Here is a 23,330-nt window from a genome sequence, read left to right as displayed (position 1 = left end):
TTTTTCGAGGCGATGCGTCCGAACAGACAAACGCGCCCGCTGTTTGCTATACTCCTTTAGTTATGTTTACTAACTATTTATATTAGGAGGCGGGCTCCATGCATTTGGCCACTCAAAAACTTTGGACGAAAGATTTTCTCATCATCTCGCTCGTCAACCTTTTCTTAACACTCATCTTCTTCCTGCTCATGGTCACAATCGGGGTCCACGCCGTCTCGGCCTATGGGGCTTCAACGAGTGAGGCCGGTTTTCCTCTTGTTCACCCGCTTCGTGCACGGGCTCGGCATGGGACTGTCGAGCACGGCGACCGGCACGATTGTCGCGCAAGTCATCCCAGCGGCCCGTAAAGGGGAAGGCATCGGCTATTACAGCATGAGTTCGACACTCGCGACCGCAATCGGTCCATTCGTCGGCCTACTCATGAGTCAATATACGAACTTTTCTACGATTTTCTTGCTCTGTCTCGTCATCGGGCTCATCAGCCTCGTCAGCGCCCTGACCGTCAACGTGCCGGAAGCGGACAACCCAAGCATCGTCCGCGGCTTTTCACCGAGCTCGTTCGTCGAACCAAAAGCGTTACCGATCGCCCTCATCATCGCCGTCCCCTTACCGGGCGGCTCATGGACGCGCGCGGGGCAAACATTGTGATGTACCCCGCCATCGCCGTGTTCGCCGTCGGATTGTTCGTGTTGAGCCAAGCGACGACGGCAATCGGTTTACTCGTCGCCGGCGCCTTGATTGGCCTTGGCTTCGGGAATATCCAGTCCGGGACGCAAGCGATTGCGGTCAAAGCAGCCACGCCGGCGTGAATGGGAATGACCACTTCGACATTTTTTATCGCCCTTGACGCAGGACTCGGGTTCGGGCCTTACTTGATTGGCTTGATGATTCCACTGACCGGGTTCTCGATGCTCTACCTCGGTCTCGCAGGGGTCGTGGCTTTATTGCTCTTCTTGTATCACATCATGAACGGACGGCATGAACGCGCCAAGCTAAAACAGGTAGCCTGACAGGACAGAACTTTCGTCCTGTCTTCTTTGAATGTTCACACATTTCTGTTCGACATACGGTAATATGAGAATGACGTGTTGAAAAGTTTTTATCGAAACGAGGGACATCATGTACGCTGACCAGACGATTCATCACCATTCCGCCGCCCTACTTCGAACGTTTGATAAGATTTCGGACTACGTGTTCTTCATGGAAGTCGACGGGGCGACCTATCGATATGTGTTCGTCAATGAGCCCGGCAAACGTGCGATCGGCTGGACTGATGACGACCTTGGGAAGAGCATTGAGGATAAAATGCCGCCTGAAACGGCCGCGCTCATCTCTCGCTATTACAATCAAGCCATCCGAGAACGAAAGAGCGTCGTTTATGAAGATTATCAACTTGCCGATTCGTTCTATACGGATACGCTCGAATCAGAGGATGTCTTGTCGTTGCCACTGCACTACTTCGAGTCAGAAGTGACGCCGGTGTTTGACGGGGAGACGTGCACGCACGTCATTTCGGTCGTCCGGGAAGTAACCGAACGCAAGCGACGTGAGCTCGAACTGACGATTTTACGTGATCAGCATGAGTCGTTACGCCGTTATTCGCCCCACGGTATTTTTGTCCTCGATCATGATTTCCGCATCAAGTCGCTCAATCCGGCCGTTACGGCGATTACAGGTTACACGGAAGATGACTTGTTAAACCGCTCGTTCATCGACTGGGTCGAGACGTCTGAACGCACAACGGTCGAAGCGGGGCTTCGCCATGCCATGTCAGGCACTCCACACAAGTACGCCATTCGTGGACGTTACCGGTCCGGAGAACCGCTCGATTTGGCGATTTTGAATATTCCGATTGAAGTCGGTGGCCGTATTAACGGCCTGTTTGCCATCATCATCGACCACACGCCGGAGAAGGACGCCGAAAGGGCGATGCGGGAAAGTGAACGGCGTTACCGCCAATTGATCGAGCTGATTCCTGAAGGGATTATCGTGCATGGGGACGGGCATGTATTATACGCGAACGCCATCGCGCGCTCGACGATTGGCGAGACCGACATGCATCACGAATCAATCTTTCAGTTCATCGCCCCGGAACATCACGAGCGCATCCTAAAGCGACTCGAGGCGCTCCGTCTCGGCGACCCTGTCGATGACACGGAGTTGACGCTCGTCACCCATGGCGGCCAGCGATTACATATGGACATCACGAGCCTCGTCATCGATTACGAAGGGACGACTGCCGTCCTGACCGTGCTCCGTGACGTGACGGAAAAGCGCGAGATGGAAGAAGCGCTTCGTCAAAGCGAGACGCAATACCGTCTCATCACCGAAAATATGAGCGACCTCGTCTGCATGCTCGAGCCGGACGGGACGGTACGCTACGCAAGCCCGTCCCATCTTCATGTGCTCGGTTATACGCCGTCATTTTACGAGGGTAAAAATACGCTCGACTTCATCCATCCTCGCGATGTCGCCTCGACACGTCAAACGCTTCAAACCATCACCGCCGCTTCACCGCTCACGCTCGAGTTCCGACATGCACACGATGACGGACGTTGGATTTGGCTCGAGACAAAGATTCAGGCCATTTATAGTGACACTGGCACGTTGCTTCACTACTTGACGGTCACTCGGGAGATCATGCAACGGAAAGTCGTCGAGAAACAGCTACGACACCTTGCGTATCACGATACGTTGACGGATTTGCCGAATCGCCGCTATTTCCTTGCCTATCTTGAAGAGTCCCTCTCGAGAATCGAAGAAGAAGCGGAATCCCTCGCGATTCTATCGCTCGACCTCGACCGGTTCAAATGGGTCAACGACACGCTCGGACATGACATCGGGGATGAACTGTTACGTCAGTTCGCCCACCGGCTCACCGATGTACTCCGCAAGCAAGACGTCATCGCCCGGTTCGGTGGAGATGAATTCATCGTGTTGATTCGATACAACGACCCCATCGCCCCGCGTCGGGTCGCCGAGAAATTACTCGTCGCCCTTGAACAGCCGTGGCAGATCGAGACGCACGCCTTCGTCACGACGTCGAGTATTGGAATCGCTAGCTGTGACGGCGCCGTTTCACCGAAACAACTGTTAAAGCGAGCGGACATCGCACTATATAAAGCGAAATTGAATGGCCGCAACGGCTACGCCTTGTATGAAGACCGCTGACAAGCGGTCTTTTTCACGTGAAACATTAAATTTACGTCAAAATCCGAACATTAATGAGAAAATTTAACTATTTTTATTTTTTACTTACTTTTCACCAGTAAGCTTTGACTTTCATCCGCATACGGGTTACATTACCTAATGGACGAAGAATTTTAACTCATATCACTTAAAATGTTCGTAAATAGGGGTGTTTCAAATGGATAAAGTGTTCGATTATGAAGATATTCAATTAATTCCGGCTAAATGTGTCGTTGATAGCCGGTCTGAGTGTGATGCCAGTGTGACACTCGGCGGTTTCACGTTCCGACTTCCGGTCGTGCCGGCGAATATGCAGACGATTATCGATGAGAAGGTCGCCCTCTCCCTTGCGGAGAACGGCTATTTCTATATCATGCATCGCTTTCATCCCGAGACGCGGCTCGCGTTTATTGAAAACATGCACGGACGCGGCTTATACGCGTCAATCAGCGTCGGGGTGAAGGAAGACGAATACCGTTTCGTTGAAATGCTCGCTGAAATGGGGCATACGCCTGAGTTCATCACGATCGATATCGCCCACGGGCACTCGAATGCGGTTATTCGCATGATCCAACACATCAAGCACCACTTGCCTGGAACGTTCGTCATTGCCGGAAACGTCGGGACGCCCGAAGCCGTCCGAGAACTCGAACATGCGGGCGCGGATGCGACGAAAGTCGGCATCGGTCCCGGGAAAGTGTGCATCACGAAAATCAAGACTGGCTTTGGGACTGGTGGATGGCAACTCGCCGCCCTCCGTTGGTGTGCCAAAGCGGCGACCAAACCGATTATCGCGGATGGGGGAATCCGCACACATGGAGACATCGCGAAATCGATTCGTTTCGGTGCGTCAATGGTCATGATCGGCTCGCTGTTCGCGGGCCATGAAGAGTCGCCGGGCGCGACGATCGAGCAGGACGGGAAACTGCTCAAAGAATACTTTGGTTCGGCGTCTGAATTCCAAAAAGGGGAACGGAAAAACGTCGAAGGGAAAAAGATGTTCGTCGCATACAAAGGGGCATTACAGGACACGTTGACCGAGATGGAGCAAGACCTCCAATCGGCCATCTCCTACTCGGGTGGGGACAATCTGGACGCATTGCGTACCGTCGATTACGTCATGGTGAAAAATTCGATTTTTAACGGGGACAAAGTATATTAAAAACAGGCGACTCACGCGAGTCGCCTGTTTTTATGCGTTTGTGAAGCGTTTCGTCATCATATAGTAGTCGGCACCTGGCGGATAGTCATGCAACACCCCAGCGACCTCATAGCCGTATCGCTCATAAAACGACTTGGCCTGGAACGAGAAGGTCGTCAGCTTCACCCGACTCGCCCCGAGCATCCGTGCTTTCGCCTCTCCTGCTACGAGCAAGCGCGAGCCGATTCCTTGGTTGTGGTAGGCTTCAGCGACCCACAGTCGGTCCAAATCGAACCAGCCCCAATAGACGCTACCGTACAATCCGGCGATGATCTCCCCGTCTCGCTCCACTTTCAACTGGACGACGGGGACGTCTATACCTCGAATATTGCGATGATGGGACGAATGTGTGTCGTTAAACGCCCGAAGTCGCTCTGTCAAATATTGTTGGAACGCCGCATCATCCTGTGCAATCTCTTGAATCTCCATCATGCTTCACCTGACCCATTCACGAAGAATGTAATCAACTCTTGCTCTTCTTCATCGACAGGTCGACCGACCTTCTGTTCGTACTGAGCCGTCATCATCGCTTCATTTCCTGGGAAATCAAGCGCTAGAACCGCCAAACGACGCAGGATGTCACGGTCTTTTTCAAACGCTTCACGGGATACGACTTCCCCGTGCGACCAGACGTATGCGTCCGCATCGAACCGGTCGAGTAGGTGGAGCAAGCGAAGCGTCGCTTCTGCCGTCATGCGCCAGGACGGGGCGTATAGGTTCGCATAGAGCGCGTCGCCTAAAAACAAGACGCGCTCTTCTGGGATGTAGGCGACGACTGAGTCGGCCGCATGGTCCCCACCGACGTGTTTCAAAATAACATGTACCCCGCCGAGGTCGAGCGTGAGGGTATCGTCGAACGTCAACGTCGGCAACACGACGCGCATCGTCCGCTGCGCACCGAACTCGAGACGGATCGCCTCGGCACAGAACGGGATTTCGATTTCGCTTTTGACGCGTTCGTCGAGCGACGCGTCATCCCACTCATAGGGCAAGAGACGCTCCATCCGGTTTTTCGTCTCCGTGCTCGCAATCGAGACGAGGTCCGTTAACGCCGAAAGTCCGAAAATATGATCCCAATGCCAGTGCGTCAGCGCGACGAGCGTCGGACGCTTCAACCCTTTTGCTTCCATCGCAGTGAGGAGATCGGTCACATGGGACTCAGAGTTCCCTGCATCGATGAGGAGCGTATGAGTCTCACCGACGACAACGCCTAAAATCGGTCGATCGGTCTCGGCCACTGGCGTCATGTACCAAAATCGAGGGGAATGGGAAATTAATGTCTGCATGTGTGACCCTCCCCTGACTCGATGCTTGCGATTTGCTCGATTGCGTTCCGGTGATCGTTTAACACGCGAACGTGACGAAGCGATAATCGGTTCAAGCAGTCTAGTTCATGGCGTTGCCGTTCTTTCAAAATTTCAATCGTGCCGTCTATTCCAGATAACGCCTTGCGCATCGCGTATCGGCGCTTCGTGTAGTACTCGACAAAGCCGTGTTGCCACGCCTCTGGTCGTTCCGCATAAACATCTTTGAACGCCGTTTCGACATCTTCAAGCTCTACGTAGACGACGGTCGGGTCGAGCGGGGCAATTCGTTCGACAATTCCCTCCACGTAGGCCTGAAGGAAAGCCAGGGGTACGTCTTGAGAAATCATGCCGATCGTGAACGGATTTTGGAGTAGCGCACACTCGAACACGTACGCTTCGTCTTGATGACGTGCCTGTTGAACGAATCGTTCCCAGCGACCGAGCATGACGTCAACGTGTTGCTCGAACGGCAACTCATAGACGTCCGTCCCTTGCGGCTCATCCGTTGACTCATATCGGACGAACGTGCCCCGCGCGTCACGCTCGAGCACGTGTCCGGACGTGACTTCCCCTTCGACCCACCGCACATCATGCACATCGACGGGATGGGCGGGATCGACCTCCGAATAAAACGTCCGCTTTGCGTCACGCTTTGCTAAAGCCTCGGCGAACGTCGTCTTGCCACTGCCTGGCAATCCTTCGATTAACCATAGTTTCCCCATCTTTTTCCCCTCACTTCTCTTCTCGTGAATCATAAATGTAGAAGCCGTCGCCTCCGCAATTTTTGGCGACGTACATCGCAGCGTCCGAGTGATGAATCAAATCGTCGAGCGACGTGAACTCTCCTGATGAATAAGCGACCCCGATGCTTGCCGATAACTGGAGCGATAAATCGTTCCCGACCAACATTTCCTGGGAAATCAGTGCCGCCAACTTCTCAAAATCAGCCTGTTCAAGCGCTTCTGACTCGAGGATGATTAAAAACTCATCCCCTGCGAACCGATACGCCTTGCCTGCATAAAACTCGCTGAACGAACGAATCCGCTTCGCCGTCTCGATGAGCACTTCATCTCCGACGAGGTGACCGTACGTGTCGTTAATGCGTTTGAAATCGTCTAGGTCGATGAACAAGAGGGCGACAGGCTGTTTCCGGTTCATCTTTTGCCGTAGGTCCGCCATGAGCGAATGACGATTGCCGAGTTTCGTCAATCCGTCTTTCGTGATCAGCTCGATGACTTCTTGATGTTTACGCTCACGGCGAATCTCATTTTCCATCCAACGGGTCACGAGTAAAATCGTGTCCGTCATCTCTTGGATGGCGACTTGGTCAATCACATCGTCGAGACTCCCTTGTTCCGTGAGGAAGACAACCCAACCGAACGTCTTCCCCTCACTGACGAGCGGCAAAGCAATCACCGCCGAGAATTCGATGCCGTTCACGACCAATTCGGCACGATCTAGCCGTTGGTGATTGCTCGTCGCGATGGCTTCAAGACGCATCATGTCGTCCTCGTTCCATTTGAGTGCCGTGTCTCCATCCACCGACCACGTCTTAAATCCATTTTCCACAGAGAACGCAATCGCATGCGTATAACCGATCCATTCCCGCAAGACGGTTTGAATTCGTTTTAGCTTTTCTGCGAACGGGGCATGGAGTGCCGTGATCTCATACAACGATTCAAGCGTTTGTTGACGTCGTGTCGAAGCGCGCTTCTGTTCGGTCAATTCAATTTCAGCGATGATCCAGCGGGCGAAATCTTCGAGTGTCTGCATGCCGGCCTCGTCAAAGGTTCTCGGAATTTCATCTGTGACGCAAAGTGTCCCGATGGCATGGCCTGCACTCGTAATCAACGGGACACCGGCATAAAAGCCTAAGTCTTCGAGCACAGGATTCCCTTCCGTCATTTCCGTCGCTTGCACGTCTTCGATGACCAAGTTCGATTTGCTCGTCACGACCCGGTCGCATAGCGTCCACTTCCGTTCGAAGTACGGCTGGATCTCTTCCCCATGGCACGATTTGACCCATTGCTGGTCCGGTGTCAAAATCGAAATCAACGCCGTCGGCATGTCGAGGGTATGCCCAACGAGACGACTGATTCGGTCGTATCGCTCTTCTCGTGGTGAATGTAAAATCTCGAGGCGCAAAATCGCTTTCAATCGTTCAGTCTCATTCTCATGAAGTGACGTGAACGCCTGCTGACGCCCTGATAATCCGTGACGGAGCGCCGCATATTGATGTTCGAGCGTATCGAGGGCCGTTTGCAACTCGCTCAGCGGAAGCGGTCGACTGAAGAAAAAGCCTTGCACTTCATCGCAACCGAGCCGTTCGACGACGTGGTATTGCGCCTCGGTCTCTACCCCTTCGGCCGTCACTTCGAGGTCTAGCTTTTTGGCGAGCGAGACGATCAGTTTCACAATTTCGTACTCTTTTAGTCCATTTTCTTTATCGAGTTGACTGATGAAGGAGCGATCGATTTTAATGCCGTCAATGTCGAACAACTTTAAATAATTCAGCGAGGAATAACTGACACCGAAGTCATCAATCAAAATACGGAACCCTTTCGCCTTCAAATAATCGACCGTTTGAATCCCGACGAGCGGTTCTTGCATGAGCGTATGTTCGGTAATTTCAAATTCAAATTGGTGTGGAGAGAGTCCATGACAAGCAAACGTCGAGAGGACGTTTCGCATATAGGACTGTTTAAAGACGACCGGTGACACGTTAATCGCGACGCGACGTCCTGCGAACACCTCTGGACGCTCAATCAAATCCTGACAGACCCGTTCGATGACGAACGCCGTGATATCTTCGATGAGAAGCGATTTCTCCGCAATGGTAATAAACGTTTCCGGGGAGACGTTTCCAAGGGTCGCGCTATTCCAGCGCACAAGCGCCTCAAATTGAATCGTGCCATCATGACAGCTGACGCGTGGCTGATACACCATGCTGAACTCATTTGCTTTCAACCCTTTGACGAGTTCCGTCTCAATCGTCATCTCATCGATATAATGTTGGACATAGTCGTCTTTTTCATATAGACGAATCACTTGTTTGCCGGCTTGTCTCGCTTCAAGGAGCGCCGTCGACGCGTTCATGATGACACGATCGGCGTCTTCGTATCCGGCGCTAATGCCGATGCATCCGGATAGGGCGAATTCATTCCCCGCTACATCATACGTGTAATCCGCGAGTGCGCCTAGTAAACGCTCACCGTGCGCATACGCCGCCTCGACCGATGTATGCGGTAAGACGACGACGAAGTCTTCGCCGTCAACACGACCGATGATTGATCCGACCGGAAGCAGTTCGGCCAATCGTCGCGTCATTTCTTTAATCAAGTGATGCGACGGCTCAACCCCTTGAAGGGACAGAATGATTTTGAAGCGATTGATGTGAAGGCGCATGACGCTCGTCATTTCGTCACCGGTCGTTTGGTGGAAGAGCTTTTCAAGCTCGAGTTTGACTTTCATCAAGTTTGGCATCCCCGTCAAATAATCGATGTGCTCGATGCTTGAAAGGAGTTCCATCTCGGCTTCTTTTGATAAGTCGGTCGTCAATCCAAGAATATACCGAATCTCGCCTTGCTCATCTTCAATCGGCATGAGAACAGATGAAGCGAAGCGGGCCGTATTCGTCTCAATGTTCATCTTTGACATGAAATAGACGGGTGAACGCGTTGCTAAGACCGAGTCATAGTAATGAATCAATTCATCTGCGACTTCAGCCGTGTACATGTCTTGCAAGTAGCGACCCGCCACATCGTCAGGAAGCATGGAGGCGCGCTTACCCTCTTCACTGACACGCACATAGCGATAACTATTGGGCGTCACTTCCATTAAGAACACCATGCGATACAAACGAACGAATACATCGAATAAATAATGTGGGTCGGCCTTCATCTGTTTCATAAGCTACCTCCAAACAATCTCTGTTCCCTCTAGTGTAGAACTTTTCTGCTCATTTGTTCATAAAACCGTTTAAAAAAGGGAAAGTGTTTTTACTCAGATTGTACGAAAACGGGTAAAGATAAGTGAGTCTAGTCCGGAATCGAGGTGAGCCATCATGATCAGTCGAAACGTCTATCCACAAACACGGCCCGGCAAATGGTCAATCGGGCTGTTGCTCGCCGTCTTCCTCTTGTTGATTATCGCCACCACCAGCCCACAATCTGCTCCACCGTTCAACGTCAGCACACTGTTCACAAATACGTGGCCAGCCTTCGTCTCGATGACGGCGCTTGCTGCAGCGATGGGTGCGTTCTTCGTCGGATTGTATACAATCTTTCGGCATCACGAACGCGCGACTTCTGTCATCTTCGCGGTACTGCTCGGCGGTCTCGTCGTCTTGTTCGTCCTTCTTCAGCTATTCATCTAAACGAAGACGCCCCTTCCCAAATTGAGAAGGAGCGTCTTGTTACAGCAACTCTTTCGCAAGTAAACGGTAAACGTTCAAGCGATCGGCTTGCTGGTGTTGAATGCTACAAATCATCGCCTCGTCAAAGCCGTAACGCTCTGCTTCTTCTTGCAGTTGCGTCGCAATTTGCTTCGGTGTTCCGACGAGGTGGATGGCGCGGTTGTTGGCGATATGAATTTGATCGACCTCGGTGAGCGGATAGGCGTGCGCCGCTTCCGGACTCATCAGTTGGCGCAGTTGGCCGCGCATGAGGAACAAACGGGACAAGTCAGACGGACGCGCCAAATATTCGGCTTCTTCTTCCGTTTCGGCCGTCGTGACGAGATACGTGACATTGATGTCGGGCTTTTCCATAAAGGCCGACGGTCGAAAGTTGTGGCGATAGGCGTCGAGCGCATCGGTTCTCAACTCGCCGTTGAAAAATTGCGCGAACGAGTAGCCGACGCCCATCCGTCCGGCTTGGATGGCGCTGTTTCCGCTCGAGCCGAGTAGCCATGCCTCGGGGAGGACGACCCCTGTCGGAGCGGCCGGTGTCGTCTTATACCAGCGTTCTTCTGGCGTCTCGTCGTTGATCAGTTGGAGCGTAGTCCCAAGTTTCTCATACAGGCCGTCCATCATCGGCTTTTGGCCTTGCGACATCGCGTAAATGGCATTGGCGTCCCCACCCGGTGCCCGGCCGACGCCGAAATCGATTCGACCTGGTGCGAGTGCACTCAGCGTCTTGAATACTTCTGCCATTTTGAGCGGTGAATAGTGCATCATCATGATGCCGCCGGACCCGAGGCGAATCCGTTCCGTTTTGGCCGCTAGATAAGCCGCGATGACTTCTGGCGCCGAACTCGCAAACGACATGCCCCCGTGGTGTTCGGCCATCCACATCCGATGATAACCGAGCTCATCAGCGAGTTGCGCAAGTTCGACAGCGCTCTCAAGGGCATGCTCTGACGTATGACCGGACGTGACCGGTGCTTGATCGAGTACACTTAATCTCATGGTTCATCTCTCCGCTTCTATTATATATGATGAATATCTCGAATTTGTAAAACTCGCCGTCATCATACTAAAGAACAACGTCAAATACGAATCGCCTGCTCATGGTAACGCTTTCTTTTTTCTGAAAATTACAACGGATTGTTGCCGTCGAAGCGTTTCGTTCACTATAATGAACGAGAAGATATTATTCCTTCATAGCAAAAACCAGCCGCGTGATGGGGACACGCGAGCGGTCACACACATTTACGGGAAAATGGGGTATACACAATGAATCAAACACCGAACAGGCCAGACCAGGACGGGACATCGTTCACGTCCAACGATTTTTTGAAATTTCTTATTCCATCTTTGATTGGATTGATGTTCTTCATCGTCCCAATCCCGACCGAGGACGGCTTCACCATTCCGGTCGCATTCTTATCGAATCAACTGATTGGCGTGATTGGTGACGTCGTGCCAACGCTCGCCGTGATCATGATGGGTATCTCGGTGCTCGGGTCACTTTGGACATGTCTTGCGAAACCTGCGTTCGTCTTGGAACGCCCGCACTTCAACTCGCTGTTGAACGTCACGCCGTTCTGGTTTGCCATGCGTGTCATCGGGCTCATCGCTGGTATCATGACGCTCCTCGTCATCGGACCAGAGATCATTACATCCGAAAACACAGGCGGATTGCTCCTATATGAACTAATTCCAATCTTATTTGCGACGTTCTTATTCGCCGGGCTGTTACTCCCACTCTTACTGAACTTCGGCTTGCTCGAGTTCGTCGGGACGATGCTCATCAAGGTGATGCGTCCGCTCTTCAAATTGCCGGGCCGGGCCTCGCTCGACTCGCTCGCCTCATGGGTCGGCGATGCGACAATCGGGATTTTGTTGACGACGAAACAGTACGAAAACGGATACTATACGAAGCGCGAAGCCGCCGTCATCGCCACGACGTTCTCCGTCGTCTCAATCACGTTCACCATCGTCATCTTGTCGTATATGGAACTCGACGCATACTTCCTGCAATATTACGGGGCGATCATCGTGTCAGGTGTCGTCGCGGCCCTCATTATGCCGCGTATTTATCCGCTTTCGAAAAAAGCGGACACGCCGTATGAAGGGACCGAGCTAAAACCAGAAGAACCAGTGCCGTCAAACGTCTCGATGCCGAAATGGGCATTACGCCAGGCGCTCCTCAAGTCGCAATCGAGTAAGAGCTCTGGTGCCACGCTGAAGGACGGCTTCCAAAACGTGCTCGACATGTGGCTCGGCATCTTGCCGATCGTCATGGCCGTCGGGACGATCGCGCTCGTCATCGCGGAGTATACGCCGCTCTTCACGATTCTCGGCAAGCCGTTCGAACCGATTTTGATGTTGCTCCAAGTACCGGAAGCCGAAGCCGCCGCCCAGACGATGGTCGTCGGGTTCGCCGACATGTTCTTGCCGGCCGTACTCGGTAGCGGCATCGAGAGTGAGATGACGCGCTTCATCATCGCGACCGTATCGGTCACCCAGCTCATCTTCATGTCCGAAGTCGGGGGGCTGCTCCTCGGCTCGAAACTGCCAATCTCATTCGTCGACCTCGTCCTCATCTTCTTGCTCCGGACGTTTATCACGCTCCCGATTATCGTCGGGATCGCCCATTTGGTCTTTTGACGACAAACGCCTCTTCTCGTATTTCCTGGGAAGAGGCGTTGTTTGTATAATGAATGAATAGGAGGGATTGATGTGGAAGAGCATTTTGCCGGACAACTTGAAACCGCAAAGAAAGGCTATGCGGGCATCGTCAATCCGCAAGCTTATGTAGACGACCGGTATCACGGCCATTGGACTGTGAAAGAAGAGAAACGCATCGACGGGGTGCCCCCCCTTCTTCAACGCGCGTTTAACGGCGGGAAGAACAACTGCACCCTCACATCCATCACAGCCATTTTTCGCTACTACCGTGATCACGGCTACACGAACATCCCCGACGACCCGTTTGTCATTCAACAAGACGCTCGAGACATCGCGGTCCGCCATTTTTTTAAAGACGAGAAAGGTACGCCGCCAACACGGATCAGTACCATCGTCACAAAGCTATGGGACCATTACGGGTATACCGGCCACAGCAGCTCCCGTTATTTATGGAAATGGTCGACGTTCGAGCGCGAGCTCCTCGCCAATCGTCCGTTCATTTTAAATATGGCGAACGGGTTCTATAAAAATCATTCGGTCACGGGCATCGGCTATATCATATATAAAAAGCCCGGCTACGCTGACGTTGTCTTGCTCGAAGTGCTCGACAACCGCTCCGAGGACGTCCGTTACATCGACTTCAACGAGTTCAATTTTTGGGGCAGCATCACGCGCGTCTATCCGTCTGCGAAGTAATCTTTCAGGAGAAGAAAATGTCTGCCTCCTGATGAATGTGCGCGCCGATTTTCAATAAGTGCTCCCGCTTCGCATATGACCCGTGATGCAGACCGTTCAAGTCGACGCCGTTGCCGAGGCCAACGAACACTTCGGACGGTTTGAAGTGAAGACCGACCATCGGGATGCCCGCCGGATGAAGGCCGAGCTCGTAGACGGCGCTCGGATAGCCCGTGACCGTCCGTTTTTCGGTAAAGCCCGTCATGGCCATGCAGTTGTCGCGACCGAGCACGATGAGGCGTTCTGGACGGATGAGACGAATCGTCCGTTCTAAAAGCGCCAGCGAGTCGGGATGTTCCATCCAACGACGCCCGTCTCGAATCTGCCCCATTTGCCGATAGGTCGCATATTTGAAGAAGTCGACATGGATGACGGACCCGTCGTAAAACGACTGGTCCATGCCTTCGAGTAACGCTTCAAGTTTCGCCCCGTCTGGCTTACCGAACCAGCTCGTCGTCGCCCGCCCGGCCTCAAAATAGGCCGTTGCGTATTCAATTGTCGCGTCGAGGGCTGTCTCGTCCTCTAGATACGCTTCAAATGACTGGTCACGCCAATAGAATTTTTGCGCGTCGTCACTTCTGACTTTGCCGTCTCGTTCAAAGAATTCGCCGCGCGACGGGTTCGTTCCGATCGTAAGCCACTGCCCGTCTGTCGGACGCCCGTACCAAAGGACGGGAGATGCCCCCTCAATCAGCTCCTTTTGAAACGGTGACGCCAAGAGCCGTTCTTGAAATCGAAGCGCGTCTTTTAATAAATCTCGTGCGTGCTCCATCGTGTCACATCCCTTCTCTCCGTTCGTTTCCCGCTTTCGGCGGTATGTAAAATGCGTTATAGTGAGAAGACGAAGCCAAACAAAGGACGTGAATCGATGCGTATCAATAAATTCATCAGTGAATCAGGCAAGGCGTCCCGCCGCCAAGCCGACCGTCTCGTCGAAGAGGGACGCGTCACCATCAACGGGAAGAAAGCGAAAATCGGCGACCAAGTGAAGCCTGGGGACGAAGTGCTCGTCAACGGCTCGGTCGCCCGTGTCGCCCGCAACAACGTCTACATCGCCGTCCATAAACCGGTCGGCATTACGAGTACGACGGAGAAGAAAGTGAAAGGCAACTTGGTCGACCTCGTCAACCATCCGCTCCGTATCTTCAACATCGGGCGCCTCGACAAAGACTCTGAGGGGCTCATCTTGATGACGAACGACGGCGATATCGTCAACGAGATCCTTCGCGCCGAGAACGAGCACGAGAAAGAGTATATCGTCTCGGTCGATAAGCCAATCACTCCAGAATTCGTCGAGCAGATGGAGGCCGGCGTCAAGATTCTCGGGCAGAAGACGTTGCCGTGTAAAGTACACCAACTGTCGAAGTTCGACTTCAACATCACGCTCACGCAAGGACTCAACCGTCAAATCCGTCGCATGTGCGAAGAGCTCGGGTACGAGGTGTACCGCTTGCAGCGCGTCCGCATCATGAACATCACGCTCGGCAAGCTCCCGCCAGGCCAATGGCGCGACCTTTCGAAGAAAGAGCGCGAGCAGTTGTTCCGTGAATTGAATTACGAACCGAAAGAATGGTATTGAAAAGCAGGGAACAGTTTATTTTTATTCGAATAAGGGTTATATAACATCACCTAATTGGTATATCAAAAGAAGAGGCTACAAACCTATGCCAAGGTTCGAACATCAAAGGTGCCGATACGATATCGGGACACGTTCGATATCATCGAAAACATGTGACGAGCGTGATTGCACTTCGATGCCAAGTCTTTAAAGATGAAAAGAGCAAGATACGTCAATCCGTTGGTGGACCGACGTCTCTTGCTCTTTTATGTTGTGTCGGTGGCGATACAAACCCCTATATCGTTTCAGAGTCGTTCCTCATAAGCGTCCAACTTCCCTCTCATTTGCCCCATGAGTCGGACGAACTCCTCTTTTGTTTTCTCATCGAATCTCCCGACATGGTCCATGTCAATCGTCTCGAGCGCCTTAAGAGAGGTGTTCAACGCATCGAGCGGCTTCATCTTGGCACGGGAGATGGCCGTCTCCTCGGCCCGGCGGCTGACGATCGAGGCGGCCTCTCTCCTCGTGTCCTCAAGTTCTTTGATTACTCGACGATAAGAGTCTAGGTCGATACCATCTTTTTCTTGGAAGGTGTCATGGACGTCATCTACGATATCCTCGAACTCCTCCAAGAAATCCTCGCGATTTCCACCCTTCAAGATATCACTCCCGATTCTCCGGATGTATCGGGTCAAATCCTTGTCCTTCGAGACACTGAGTGCCGCAAAGAGGGCATCCTTCACACGCATGTGCTCTTCCTCATCGTCCTCTTCTTTCTTGAGGATGCCGACCATCTCTTGGAGCGGGCCGTCCAGGTCCATCTCCCGAGCAAGGTAGAACTTCCCGCTGGCGTTGATGAACTCGAGGTACTCGACCATAAGTTCTGCCTTATCAACCATCTTTCTGACCTCTGCCGGTTTCTTGTTCGTGTTCAGGGCATACTCTTGGACGGTGAAATACTTGTTGACGACGATGTCATTGTAGACGTCTACGAGGTTGTCGATTGGGTTGTAGTCGACCGGGCGCTCCTCGCCATGCTGAAGGTTGAGCTCGAGCCGTTTGATGTCGATGTCGGAGAGTCCTTCAGCCGGGTCCAGGATAATGGCCTCGAAAAAGACGTCCATCCCATGGTCCCTCTTCAGGTGGCGCAGACAGGTGAAGCGACGGTTACCGTCCACGATGGTACCGTTGTTCAGGACGACTCCAGCCACTCGTTGCCCGAAGTTCTTGATGTTGTTCTTCGTCTTCTCGAGCGCGGCCGTGTTCGATTGGACAATCATGTCCTCGACCTGTTTATTATACTCCTCCTTGGTGAGGAGGCCAATGTCCTTCCCGTCTGATTCGAGCCGGTTCATCCAGCTGATGATGCGTCCGTTGCGCTTGTTGTAGACGAGATGTTCGAGCGGAATCTGATAAACGTCGAATACCCGAGTCTCCCCTTTGAGCGTGAGTTTCCGCTTCTGTTCCGTCTTCGAGATGTCCTTCCCGATTCGCCCCCTCAAATTGACCTTGTCTGTACCTGGTTCTACCGTCATGTCGTATCCCTCCACTGTTTCTCAAGATTTGAATATACTGTCTAGGAACAGCTCTTTGTCTCTGTAAAGTTTGCCTGTGTCCGGGGAGAAGTACCCGCCTCTCCCACGGACGTTCGAGATGATGGCGTTCCTGTCGAACTCTAGATGATATGTCTGCAAGATTTCCTCGCGTATCGTGTCCGCATCCAGCCCGTCAGTCTCAGGCAGCAGGTCGAGCAGGAATCGGCCGAGCGTCCTCTTGTCTCGACCCATGTAGAAAATGTCCCCCTTGCCCGTCCTGATGGCGCCGAACCTTGTTTGCGTGTGAAGCAGTCCCTCGAAGAAGATGTCCTCTAGTCCGAGCTCGAGAATTGGGGAATCCAGAAGCACACGGATGGATGCGATGGTGAAGTAGCCCGTCCCTATCTCTTTGGCGGCGTCGACCATTTGTCTGATGAATCCCTTGACGATCCCCTTATTGATACCGGCCTTACGCAGTCGTGCGATGTGGATATAGGTGTTGTCGTCGAATCGGAAGATATCGTGGCCGTTCTCAAGCCTCTTGATGACGCGTTTGAACGGGGCCGTCTTGAAAGCAGGAGAATCAGGGACGCTGAAGAAGTCCTCACGGGTCAAGAGCTCCTGGAAATAAGCTTCCGCGCTCGGGTACCCCGCGCGGAGGACGAGTCCCCCACGGTTGACGAATCCGACCTTCTCGAGTGCTCCGCTGTTCAGGTAACGGGAAGTAAAGTTCTCGATATGATTGAACGCCTGCTCCAACTCTTCATAAGTATAGATTTCTTTGGTGAGACGCCTTGAGAACCACGCCGCCTCCCTCTTCGTGAGCAAGGACATGCTGTGACCTATCGTCCCGTCGGGCGAGAGATAGTCCGGGAGTTCACGGCGGAGCACTTGTCTCACGGATTTGGGCGAGAGGCCGAAGCGGTGCTGGACGAGCGTGAGGAACGCTTCTATATCGATAGGAGCGTTCTGTCTGATTAGCTTCTTCAGCCATTCCGCCTTGCCCATCGTCCCGATCGCGATTTCCGGTTGACGCCCAGGGGTGACATTTGTCATCTCGACATGCTTACGGATGATATAGTGTAGCTCCTCGTGATCCCTGCAGTCGAGCTCGTCCATCAGATCAGCCGAGAGGCCGAAGATATGTTCCGTGCTATAGAATCCCGGCTCGAGCCGGAGCAGGCCGCGCAGTCTCTGCAGGCGTCTCTGCGTCAGCACCGAGCGGTCATGGAATCGGAGACATCTTCCAGCGGACGGTATGATGACGTCCGAGCGTGAGGCGATGGCGGAGAGTGACCTGGCGTCTGCCCCTAGCCTATCGACGGTCCTCACATCGAATTCTTCGAGGATATACCGGTCATAGATACCTTTCCACTCCTCGATAGGTCTCGCCGTGTCGTCGCCATATAACCATAAGACATGCTCGAACACGCTCGTCTTCGTGGCGGGCGAGATGCTGCCGTCACGTCCGACGATGACGGAGAGATACGACCTGAACCTGTGACGCTGGGCATCGTCCAGCCTGTTATAAAGGCCCATGACGTCATCGGTTCCCATCCGAACCTTCGACGAGAGGAAGCGGTGTACCATGGGGGGTTCGGCGAACACCTCCACGAATACGTCCTCTGGTATGTCGAAGCGCACGAATCGTTTGAGGTATCTTTTCCCCTCCTTCACAGATGTGACGGGAATCGTGTCGAGGGTCTCCCTCAACTGCCTCATGACGACCCTCGGCTGCAGCCCACGTAGACGCGCAATCTCATGGGGTGTGAGTCCCTGCTCCAACCTCTCCCTCAAGAGGTCCATGTGTGGTAGTTGCGATGAAAGAATCGACTTTAACGTCCTCGTCCTCTTCTTGAAAAAGCCGTCCTGCGTCGGGGTCAGAATGGCGGAGCGTGACATCTCCTCAAGAAGTACCGAGACCTCGGGACCGCTCCTAGCGATTTCGCTCATCACGTCTTCGGTCGAGAAGACGTCATCGAGTCTATCGTATATGGTCTGATAAAAGGTATGGACAAGTCCTTTCCTGTCTATCTTTCGTGCAATGACCGTCGTGGCTCGTGTCTTATCCTCTATCTTATCTTCTGTCCTAGCATCATCTAACACGTTCTCGGATACGGAAATCGGGGCGGGCTTCCGTCCCTCGAAGATGTCGTACGCCCTCATGACTCGCTCATACGCACCTGGTCTCCGTCCGCCACCTGTGGCAGCCTGAAATGATTCGAGGTCGAGTCCCTCGAGATCTTTATATGTCAGCCCTGCGTCCCTCATGAGCTCGATGTCAGAGACCAGTAGCCCTGTCTCTGGCAAGAGAAGATGATAAAGCGTCCTCGTCTTGCACATGTCTTTGATTTCCTTATCGCTCATCACAGACTGAAGGACAATCAACGCGCGTCTCACAGTCGCCGGGACGCCCGGTAGTGACTTCCCTTTCTTCGACAGAAGGTCGTCGATGAATATACCTTTTTTCAGAAGGGACACGGCATCGGCAGGGGCGACCTCCACATCAAACCTCTCCAAAAGGTCGAGGATGCCGAATATGCATTGTCCAGGGTCGAACGTGTCCGTTTCGACCACTCCTGTTTTCTTGTGGTCCACCATATGTCCCCCTCCTCCATCAAGGGTCGTGTGAGGATTGTCTTCACGGATTCTTATCTTATGTCCGAGAATCTGAGAACAGGTCCTTAAACTTAGAACACGACACCTTATTTCCCTATATTTTACTATTGTTTTCGCACGATTGACAGCCCTGCCCTGTCCTTTTTCCGGCATGGTCCATCAAAAAATATGATGTTCGTAATTTCTTTTTTCAAGTAAGGGCAAAAGGCCCCGCCGTCATGGCAAGGCCTTCTCCACTTGATGGGGTCTCAATCGAACAGAGCCACAATCTCATCGTAGTCCACGTTCGGGGCGGGGCGGAGGTCGCTGTTCTCGATAGCCTCCATCATCCGTTGCTCCTTCTCTTTCAATCGGATATATATCTTTTCATCCACCGTGTTCTGCCGGTTGGGTTGGCCCTCGAGCATCATATAATGATAGCGGGTATATTGCCCGTCCGGTAGACCTAGGCGATGGATGCGGTCCCTCGACTGGAGCATATGGGTCAGGTTAAACGAATATTCGAGATAGACCGCGTCATGGCAGACATGGTGGAGAGAAACGGACTCGGCCAAAGTGTGCGGGTTCGTGACGATGACGTCGAACTCGCGGTTCTGGAACGCCTTGATGAGCCTTTCTCGCTCTTCCTGAGGAGTGCCACCGTATATGACGGCCGACTTTATCCCTCGCGACATGAGCTCCTCATGGACCCTGTCGATTGTATGCACGAACATGCACCAGACCACGGCAGTCTTGCCTTCCTCGCGTAGCGAGGTGACAGTCTCGATGGCGCGTCGGAACTTCCGCGTCTCGCGGACGGACATGAGCAATCTCACGTCTTCGAGGTCTAACGTGACCTGGGAGGGCGCCCATCCGTCAAGGATTGGGATGGAGTCATCGTCTTCGCCGAACATCTCGACGAGGTCGATGTTACGGAGGACGAGCTCGGGGCTCGAAGCCGCCTGGATCAGTCGGATATACAGACTGAAAGGATTGCCGCGATATTTTTGATAGAGGAGATCGATGATTCTTTGCTCCGTCTCATCGGCGACAATCTTATACACGAGGTCGGCATCCGCATCGGGGACCCCGAGCTCCCTTTTGTTCGTCCGCCAGAAGAACGGTGCGAGCTTCCTGTTCACTTCCTGTATCTTTGTCTCGTTCGGTGCCTTCAGCTCATATGGCTTGAAGTTGAAGAATGATTTATATTCCTCGCCATAGAGGATGTTCAAGAAGTTGTAGATGTCCGCGTATGAGTTGGGTATCGGTGTCCCGGTCAGGACGAACTTGTATCCGGCATATGGCGCAATCGACTTGGCGGCCTTCGCACGCACGCTGGTCAAGCCCTTGACCTTGTGCACCTCGTCGTAAACGAGCATGGTCTTCAAGTCTATCACATCCATGAGGACCCGCTCGTACTTGCCGAGTGACTCATAGTTAATCAAAATCAGGTCGTAGAGGTGCGCGTCAGTCTTCAAGGAGAGCAACGGGGCCACCGAGTCATGGATGTCGAGCACCCGCAGGTCCCGTTTCTCCCCGAAGTTGGCCTTGAACTCGTCCTTCCACGAGATAAAGGTGTTCTTCGGCCCGATGACAATCAGCCGCTCCACCTTCTTCTGTTCCTCTGACGAGAGGAAGGCGTATGCCCCATAGACCATCGAGGTCTTCCCTGCCCCAGGGACAGAAAAGTTGGCGGCCTTCTTCATCTCTACCATATAAAAGGCGGAACGCATCTGCATCTCCCGCAGGCTTCGAACGAGCTCACGGTCCACCACTTCAGCGAACGCCTCGAACTTCGTGCTCACCTTCTCGTCCAGGGACTTGAGCAGGCGGGCATACTCCGCCCGCTCCTCAATCATGTACTCCTGGTCCCCCAGATGTTGGCGCAACTGTTCGGTCACGACGACCTCGAAGTCCCGGCGACCACCGAGCCGCTCGAGATGACGGATGACCGTCTTGATTTCGACGTAGGTCAGGTCTTCACGGAAGTGCGGGTATCCCTCGTTTTTGCAGAACGGTACGAGCTTGCTCGTGAACGTGCGCTCGTTCGGCCGTATCTTTCCAGGTGCGACGCGGTCATGGATGACGAGCACCCCCTTGTCGATCGTCAATACGAGTACGTCCTCCAATAACATCTCCTTGTCCAAGATGATCCTCCCCCTGTCGCGTCTCAAGATTTTTTTCAGTACCAGTTCCTCGAACGATTTGACCCTGACACCGTAGGCGCCCGACCTGTCGTCCCACAGGGCATCGAACTCGTCGATTGCCTTGTCGATTTTTTGTCTGTCGAAGTCCGAGCAGAGCCAGGAACCGGTGACGTCGAATGACTCATAGTTGTGTTCGATGGCCGCCCTGGTCTCGTTGTTGGAACCGGTGAAATAGACGATGTTCCCCTCTGCGTCCTCGACGAGCCCGAACTTGGAATGGAACAGCCCGGATTTGATGAATCCGACCCGGATGTCCGCATACCCGTTCGCGATGAGATGGGCCAGGTTCGCGAAGTCCGCCTCTTCCTGGAGCGACAAGTGCTCCTCGAGCCGGTCCAGCAGGTCCTGCTCGAGAGACCTCTTCAACTCATATCCCTCGCTGATGTCGTGAAAATCTTCCTCTGATATCTCCTCGGAGATAATGAGACGCATGCGTCCACCGTTCTCGACCAGTCCCTGAATGCCCCTCGCATAGCGTGCGAGCGCTTTCCCGCTGAAGTATCCGCTCACACGGTCGTAAGAGACGGCCACCGAGAGGATGGGATTATAGAAGTCACGCGATATGTCCGTTTGGCTCGTATAATACGAGGGATTTAGATTAAGGAGACGAAAGTCAGAATCATTTTTCATAGTTCATCAAAACCTCCTTCCGCTTGGTGTAGACAGACGATAAATTTTTTGGTCTATCTAATTTATAGCTGTCTGGAACTGATTAAGGTAGGAAAGACTTCTATCCGTGACGCCTCCTTGTAAGCGTGTAATAACCGTCTATTTGATAATCGATTCACCCTGTATGAATCCTCTAAACGTGGCCACTTTACCTCTTTGTTATTTTTTCGATTTTCTCTGAATTCTAAACTCTCTTTCCTAAAATTCATTGCTCGTACTTCAAACGTCACCTTTCAACTATTACATCACTCAATCGAACACCTTCTAGTTTCGACTATATCATGTCGTTTCAACGAAAGCCGTCAACATTTCGCCAAAACGGGAGTAGCCCTATACAGATGATTTCGTTTATATTTATTTGACGACGTGTTCCATCTGACTCGCGCGACCATTCGCGTCCTCGATGTGGACCGAGAGACGCTATTTTAGGAAACGCTCAATTTGTCTATCTCTAATATGGTTTTTTCGAAAAATAATATGAAAAAGGCCAGAGGGATTCCTCTGACCTGGACAAATGATTTTTCTTATTTCGCCGTGACGCCCCCATCGACCGGAAGTTCGATTCCGGTGATGTGACTCGCCTCGTCCGACGCTAGGAAGAGAATGGCCATCGCCACTTCTTCAGCCCGACCGAGATTCGGTAAGGCGATTTGGTTCAAGAAATGCCGTTTGTAGTCTGGTTGCTCCATGTGTGGCGCACTCATCGGCGTTACGATATAGCCTGGATGGACCGAATTGACGCGAATGTTGTATTTCCCGTAATCGACGGCTGCCGCTTTCGTGAGCGACCGGACGGCTCCTTTTGAAGCCGTATAGGCACCGGCACCGGCCATACCGGTGAGCGCCGAAATCGACGAGATGTTGACGATTGAACCGCCGCCATTTTGTTCCATGAGCGGGATGGCATACTGTGTCCCGAGCATGACGCCATCGATATTGATTCGATACGTCCGCGCCCAATCGTCCTCGGTCTGTTCCAAGAACGGTTTTGCGAGCGCGATGCCCGCATTGTTGACGAGAATATCGAGTTTCCCGCACACGGATCGCACTTCATCATAAATTCTTTCCCAATCACTGCGCGAAGTGACGTCATGCTGAAGTGCGAGCGCCTCTCCTCCATTCGTCCGGATCGTTTCGACGACACGTGTCACCGCGTCTACATTGATGTCTGTCGCGCGCGAACAGTTTAGCCGTCTCCTCACCCATACCGCTACCTGCCCCCGTAATGACCGCTACTTTCCCCGTTAACCGCATTGTTC

15 protein-coding genes and 2 pseudogenes are annotated in these 23,330 nt (G+C 52.8%); 7 read left to right on the top strand and 10 right to left on the bottom strand.

The genetic code is table 11. From position 1 onward, the window contains the following. The first annotated feature begins 98 nt into the window (after window positions 1–98). The 3 genes and pseudogenes from DI14_RS00180 (at window position 99) to guaC (ending at window position 4,351) form a co-directional block, all read left to right on the top strand. A pseudogene (locus DI14_RS00180) lies at window positions 99–1,010 on the top strand (MFS transporter). 109 nt (window positions 1,011–1,119) lie between these two features. Continuing rightward, window positions 1,120–3,171, top strand: coding sequence for a sensor domain-containing diguanylate cyclase (locus DI14_RS14930; RefSeq protein WP_051622473.1), 2,052 nt, complete (start codon window positions 1,120–1,122; stop codon window positions 3,169–3,171). A 196-nt stretch (window positions 3,172–3,367) separates the two neighbouring features. Beyond that, the gene (gene guaC, locus DI14_RS00170) at window positions 3,368–4,351 is read left to right on the top strand and encodes a GMP reductase (protein ID WP_034803636.1); all 984 of its coding nucleotides are present in this window, start codon (window positions 3,368–3,370) and stop codon (window positions 4,349–4,351) included. Window positions 4,352–4,381: 30 nt separating this feature from the next. Here the strand turns inward: guaC and DI14_RS00165 are convergent, their stop codons facing one another. Genes DI14_RS00165 through DI14_RS00150 form a run of 4 tightly spaced genes read right to left on the bottom strand, consistent with a single transcriptional unit; the run spans window position 4,382 to window position 9,606 of the window. Continuing rightward, window positions 4,382–4,819 carry a GNAT family N-acetyltransferase gene (locus DI14_RS00165; protein WP_235193357.1) on the bottom strand — a complete coding sequence of 146 codons (438 nt, stop codon included), beginning with the start codon at window positions 4,817–4,819 and terminating at the stop codon, window positions 4,382–4,384. Continuing rightward, window positions 4,819–5,676 carry an MBL fold metallo-hydrolase gene (locus DI14_RS00160; protein ID WP_034803631.1) on the bottom strand — a complete coding sequence of 286 codons (858 nt, stop codon included), beginning with the start codon at window positions 5,674–5,676 and terminating at the stop codon, window positions 4,819–4,821. Before DI14_RS00160 ends, DI14_RS00165 begins: the two co-directional genes overlap by 1 nt. Beyond that, the gene (locus tag DI14_RS14925) at window positions 5,664–6,419 is read right to left on the bottom strand and encodes a hypothetical protein (protein WP_051622472.1); all 756 of its coding nucleotides are present in this window, start codon (window positions 6,417–6,419) and stop codon (window positions 5,664–5,666) included. Before DI14_RS14925 ends, DI14_RS00160 begins: the two co-directional genes overlap by 13 nt. Before the next feature lie 10 nt (window positions 6,420–6,429). Beyond that, the gene (locus DI14_RS00150; protein WP_034803629.1) at window positions 6,430–9,606 is read right to left on the bottom strand and encodes an EAL domain-containing protein; all 3,177 of its coding nucleotides are present in this window, start codon (window positions 9,604–9,606) and stop codon (window positions 6,430–6,432) included. A 154-nt stretch (window positions 9,607–9,760) separates the two neighbouring features. Here DI14_RS00150 and DI14_RS00145 point away from each other — a divergent pair, with 154 nt between their 5' ends. After that, complete coding sequence (locus tag DI14_RS00145; protein WP_034803628.1) at window positions 9,761–10,072, top strand: hypothetical protein; 312 nt, start codon at window positions 9,761–9,763, stop codon at window positions 10,070–10,072. 39 nt (window positions 10,073–10,111) lie between these two features. Here the strand turns inward: DI14_RS00145 and DI14_RS00140 are convergent, their stop codons facing one another. Then, the gene (locus DI14_RS00140; protein WP_034803627.1) at window positions 10,112–11,104 is read right to left on the bottom strand and encodes an LLM class flavin-dependent oxidoreductase; all 993 of its coding nucleotides are present in this window, start codon (window positions 11,102–11,104) and stop codon (window positions 10,112–10,114) included. 267 nt (window positions 11,105–11,371) lie between these two features. Here DI14_RS00140 and DI14_RS00130 point away from each other — a divergent pair, with 267 nt between their 5' ends. Both DI14_RS00130 and DI14_RS00125 read left to right on the top strand, forming a co-directional pair. Then, window positions 11,372–12,748 carry a YjiH family protein gene (locus tag DI14_RS00130; protein ID WP_034803625.1) on the top strand — a complete coding sequence of 459 codons (1,377 nt, stop codon included), beginning with the start codon at window positions 11,372–11,374 and terminating at the stop codon, window positions 12,746–12,748. 72 nt (window positions 12,749–12,820) lie between these two features. Beyond that, window positions 12,821–13,465, top strand: coding sequence for a C39 family peptidase (locus tag DI14_RS00125; RefSeq protein ID WP_034803624.1), 645 nt, complete (start codon window positions 12,821–12,823; stop codon window positions 13,463–13,465). Between the two features lie 4 nt (window positions 13,466–13,469). Here the strand turns inward: DI14_RS00125 and DI14_RS00120 are convergent, their stop codons facing one another. Beyond that, window positions 13,470–14,276: a hypothetical protein gene (locus DI14_RS00120; RefSeq protein WP_034803622.1), complete on the bottom strand. Its 807-nt coding sequence runs from the start codon at window positions 14,274–14,276 to the stop codon at window positions 13,470–13,472. A 96-nt stretch (window positions 14,277–14,372) separates the two neighbouring features. Between DI14_RS00120 and rluF the strand changes: the two genes are divergently transcribed. Further along, complete coding sequence (rluF, locus tag DI14_RS00115; RefSeq protein ID WP_034803651.1) at window positions 14,373–15,083, top strand: 23S rRNA pseudouridine(2604) synthase RluF; 711 nt, start codon at window positions 14,373–14,375, stop codon at window positions 15,081–15,083. Window positions 15,084–15,367: 284 nt separating this feature from the next. On the opposite strand, the gene DI14_RS00110 is transcribed toward rluF, so the two are convergent. The 4 genes and pseudogenes from DI14_RS00110 to DI14_RS00095 all read right to left on the bottom strand — a co-directional run bounded on the left by DI14_RS00110 (window position 15,368) and on the right by DI14_RS00095 (window position 23,325). After that, a complete protein-coding gene (locus DI14_RS00110) occupies window positions 15,368–16,597 on the bottom strand; it encodes a hypothetical protein (protein ID WP_051622471.1) in 1,230 nt (409 codons plus the stop codon). A 21-nt stretch (window positions 16,598–16,618) separates the two neighbouring features. Continuing rightward, the gene (locus tag DI14_RS00105) at window positions 16,619–19,198 is read right to left on the bottom strand and encodes a hypothetical protein (RefSeq protein ID WP_034803620.1); all 2,580 of its coding nucleotides are present in this window, start codon (window positions 19,196–19,198) and stop codon (window positions 16,619–16,621) included. A gap of 266 nt (window positions 19,199–19,464) precedes the next feature. Continuing rightward, window positions 19,465–22,032 carry an SNF2-related protein gene (locus tag DI14_RS00100; protein WP_034803618.1) on the bottom strand — a complete coding sequence of 856 codons (2,568 nt, stop codon included), beginning with the start codon at window positions 22,030–22,032 and terminating at the stop codon, window positions 19,465–19,467. A 563-nt stretch (window positions 22,033–22,595) separates the two neighbouring features. Beyond that, window positions 22,596–23,325, bottom strand: a pseudogene (locus DI14_RS00095) (SDR family NAD(P)-dependent oxidoreductase). Between the last annotated feature and the right edge of the window lie 5 nt (window positions 23,326–23,330).

Source organism: Exiguobacterium sp. AB2, assembly GCF_000696055.1.
Classification (GTDB): Bacteria; Bacillota; Bacilli; order Exiguobacteriales; family Exiguobacteriaceae; genus Exiguobacterium; species Exiguobacterium alkaliphilum.
This window is presented reverse-complemented; position numbering and strand designations above follow the sequence as displayed.

Excerpts from the sequence above, each read along its gene's own strand:
- DI14_RS14930 (WP_051622473.1), top strand. The coding sequence starts at position 1,120 with ATGTACGCTGACCAGACGATTCATCACCATTCCGCCGCCCTACTTCGA.
- guaC (WP_034803636.1), top strand. The coding sequence starts at position 3,368 with ATGGATAAAGTGTTCGATTATGAAGATATTCAATTAATTCCGGCTAAA.
- DI14_RS00165 (WP_235193357.1), bottom strand. The coding sequence starts at position 4,819 with ATGGAGATTCAAGAGATTGCACAGGATGATGCGGCGTTCCAACAATAT.
- DI14_RS00160 (WP_034803631.1), bottom strand. The coding sequence starts at position 5,676 with ATGCAGACATTAATTTCCCATTCCCCTCGATTTTGGTACATGACGCCA.
- DI14_RS14925 (WP_051622472.1), bottom strand. The coding sequence starts at position 6,419 with ATGGGGAAACTATGGTTAATCGAAGGATTGCCAGGCAGTGGCAAGACG.
- DI14_RS00150 (WP_034803629.1), bottom strand. The coding sequence starts at position 9,606 with ATGAAACAGATGAAGGCCGACCCACATTATTTATTCGATGTATTCGTT.
- DI14_RS00145 (WP_034803628.1), top strand. The coding sequence starts at position 9,761 with ATGATCAGTCGAAACGTCTATCCACAAACACGGCCCGGCAAATGGTCA.
- DI14_RS00140 (WP_034803627.1), bottom strand. The coding sequence starts at position 11,104 with ATGAGATTAAGTGTACTCGATCAAGCACCGGTCACGTCCGGTCATACG.
- DI14_RS00130 (WP_034803625.1), top strand. The coding sequence starts at position 11,372 with ATGAATCAAACACCGAACAGGCCAGACCAGGACGGGACATCGTTCACG.
- DI14_RS00120 (WP_034803622.1), bottom strand. The coding sequence starts at position 14,276 with ATGGAGCACGCACGAGATTTATTAAAAGACGCGCTTCGATTTCAAGAA.
- rluF (WP_034803651.1), top strand. The coding sequence starts at position 14,373 with ATGCGTATCAATAAATTCATCAGTGAATCAGGCAAGGCGTCCCGCCGC.
- DI14_RS00110 (WP_051622471.1), bottom strand. The coding sequence starts at position 16,597 with ATGACGGTAGAACCAGGTACAGACAAGGTCAATTTGAGGGGGCGAATC.
- DI14_RS00105 (WP_034803620.1), bottom strand. The coding sequence starts at position 19,198 with ATGGTGGACCACAAGAAAACAGGAGTGGTCGAAACGGACACGTTCGAC.
- DI14_RS00100 (WP_034803618.1), bottom strand. The coding sequence starts at position 22,032 with ATGAAAAATGATTCTGACTTTCGTCTCCTTAATCTAAATCCCTCGTAT.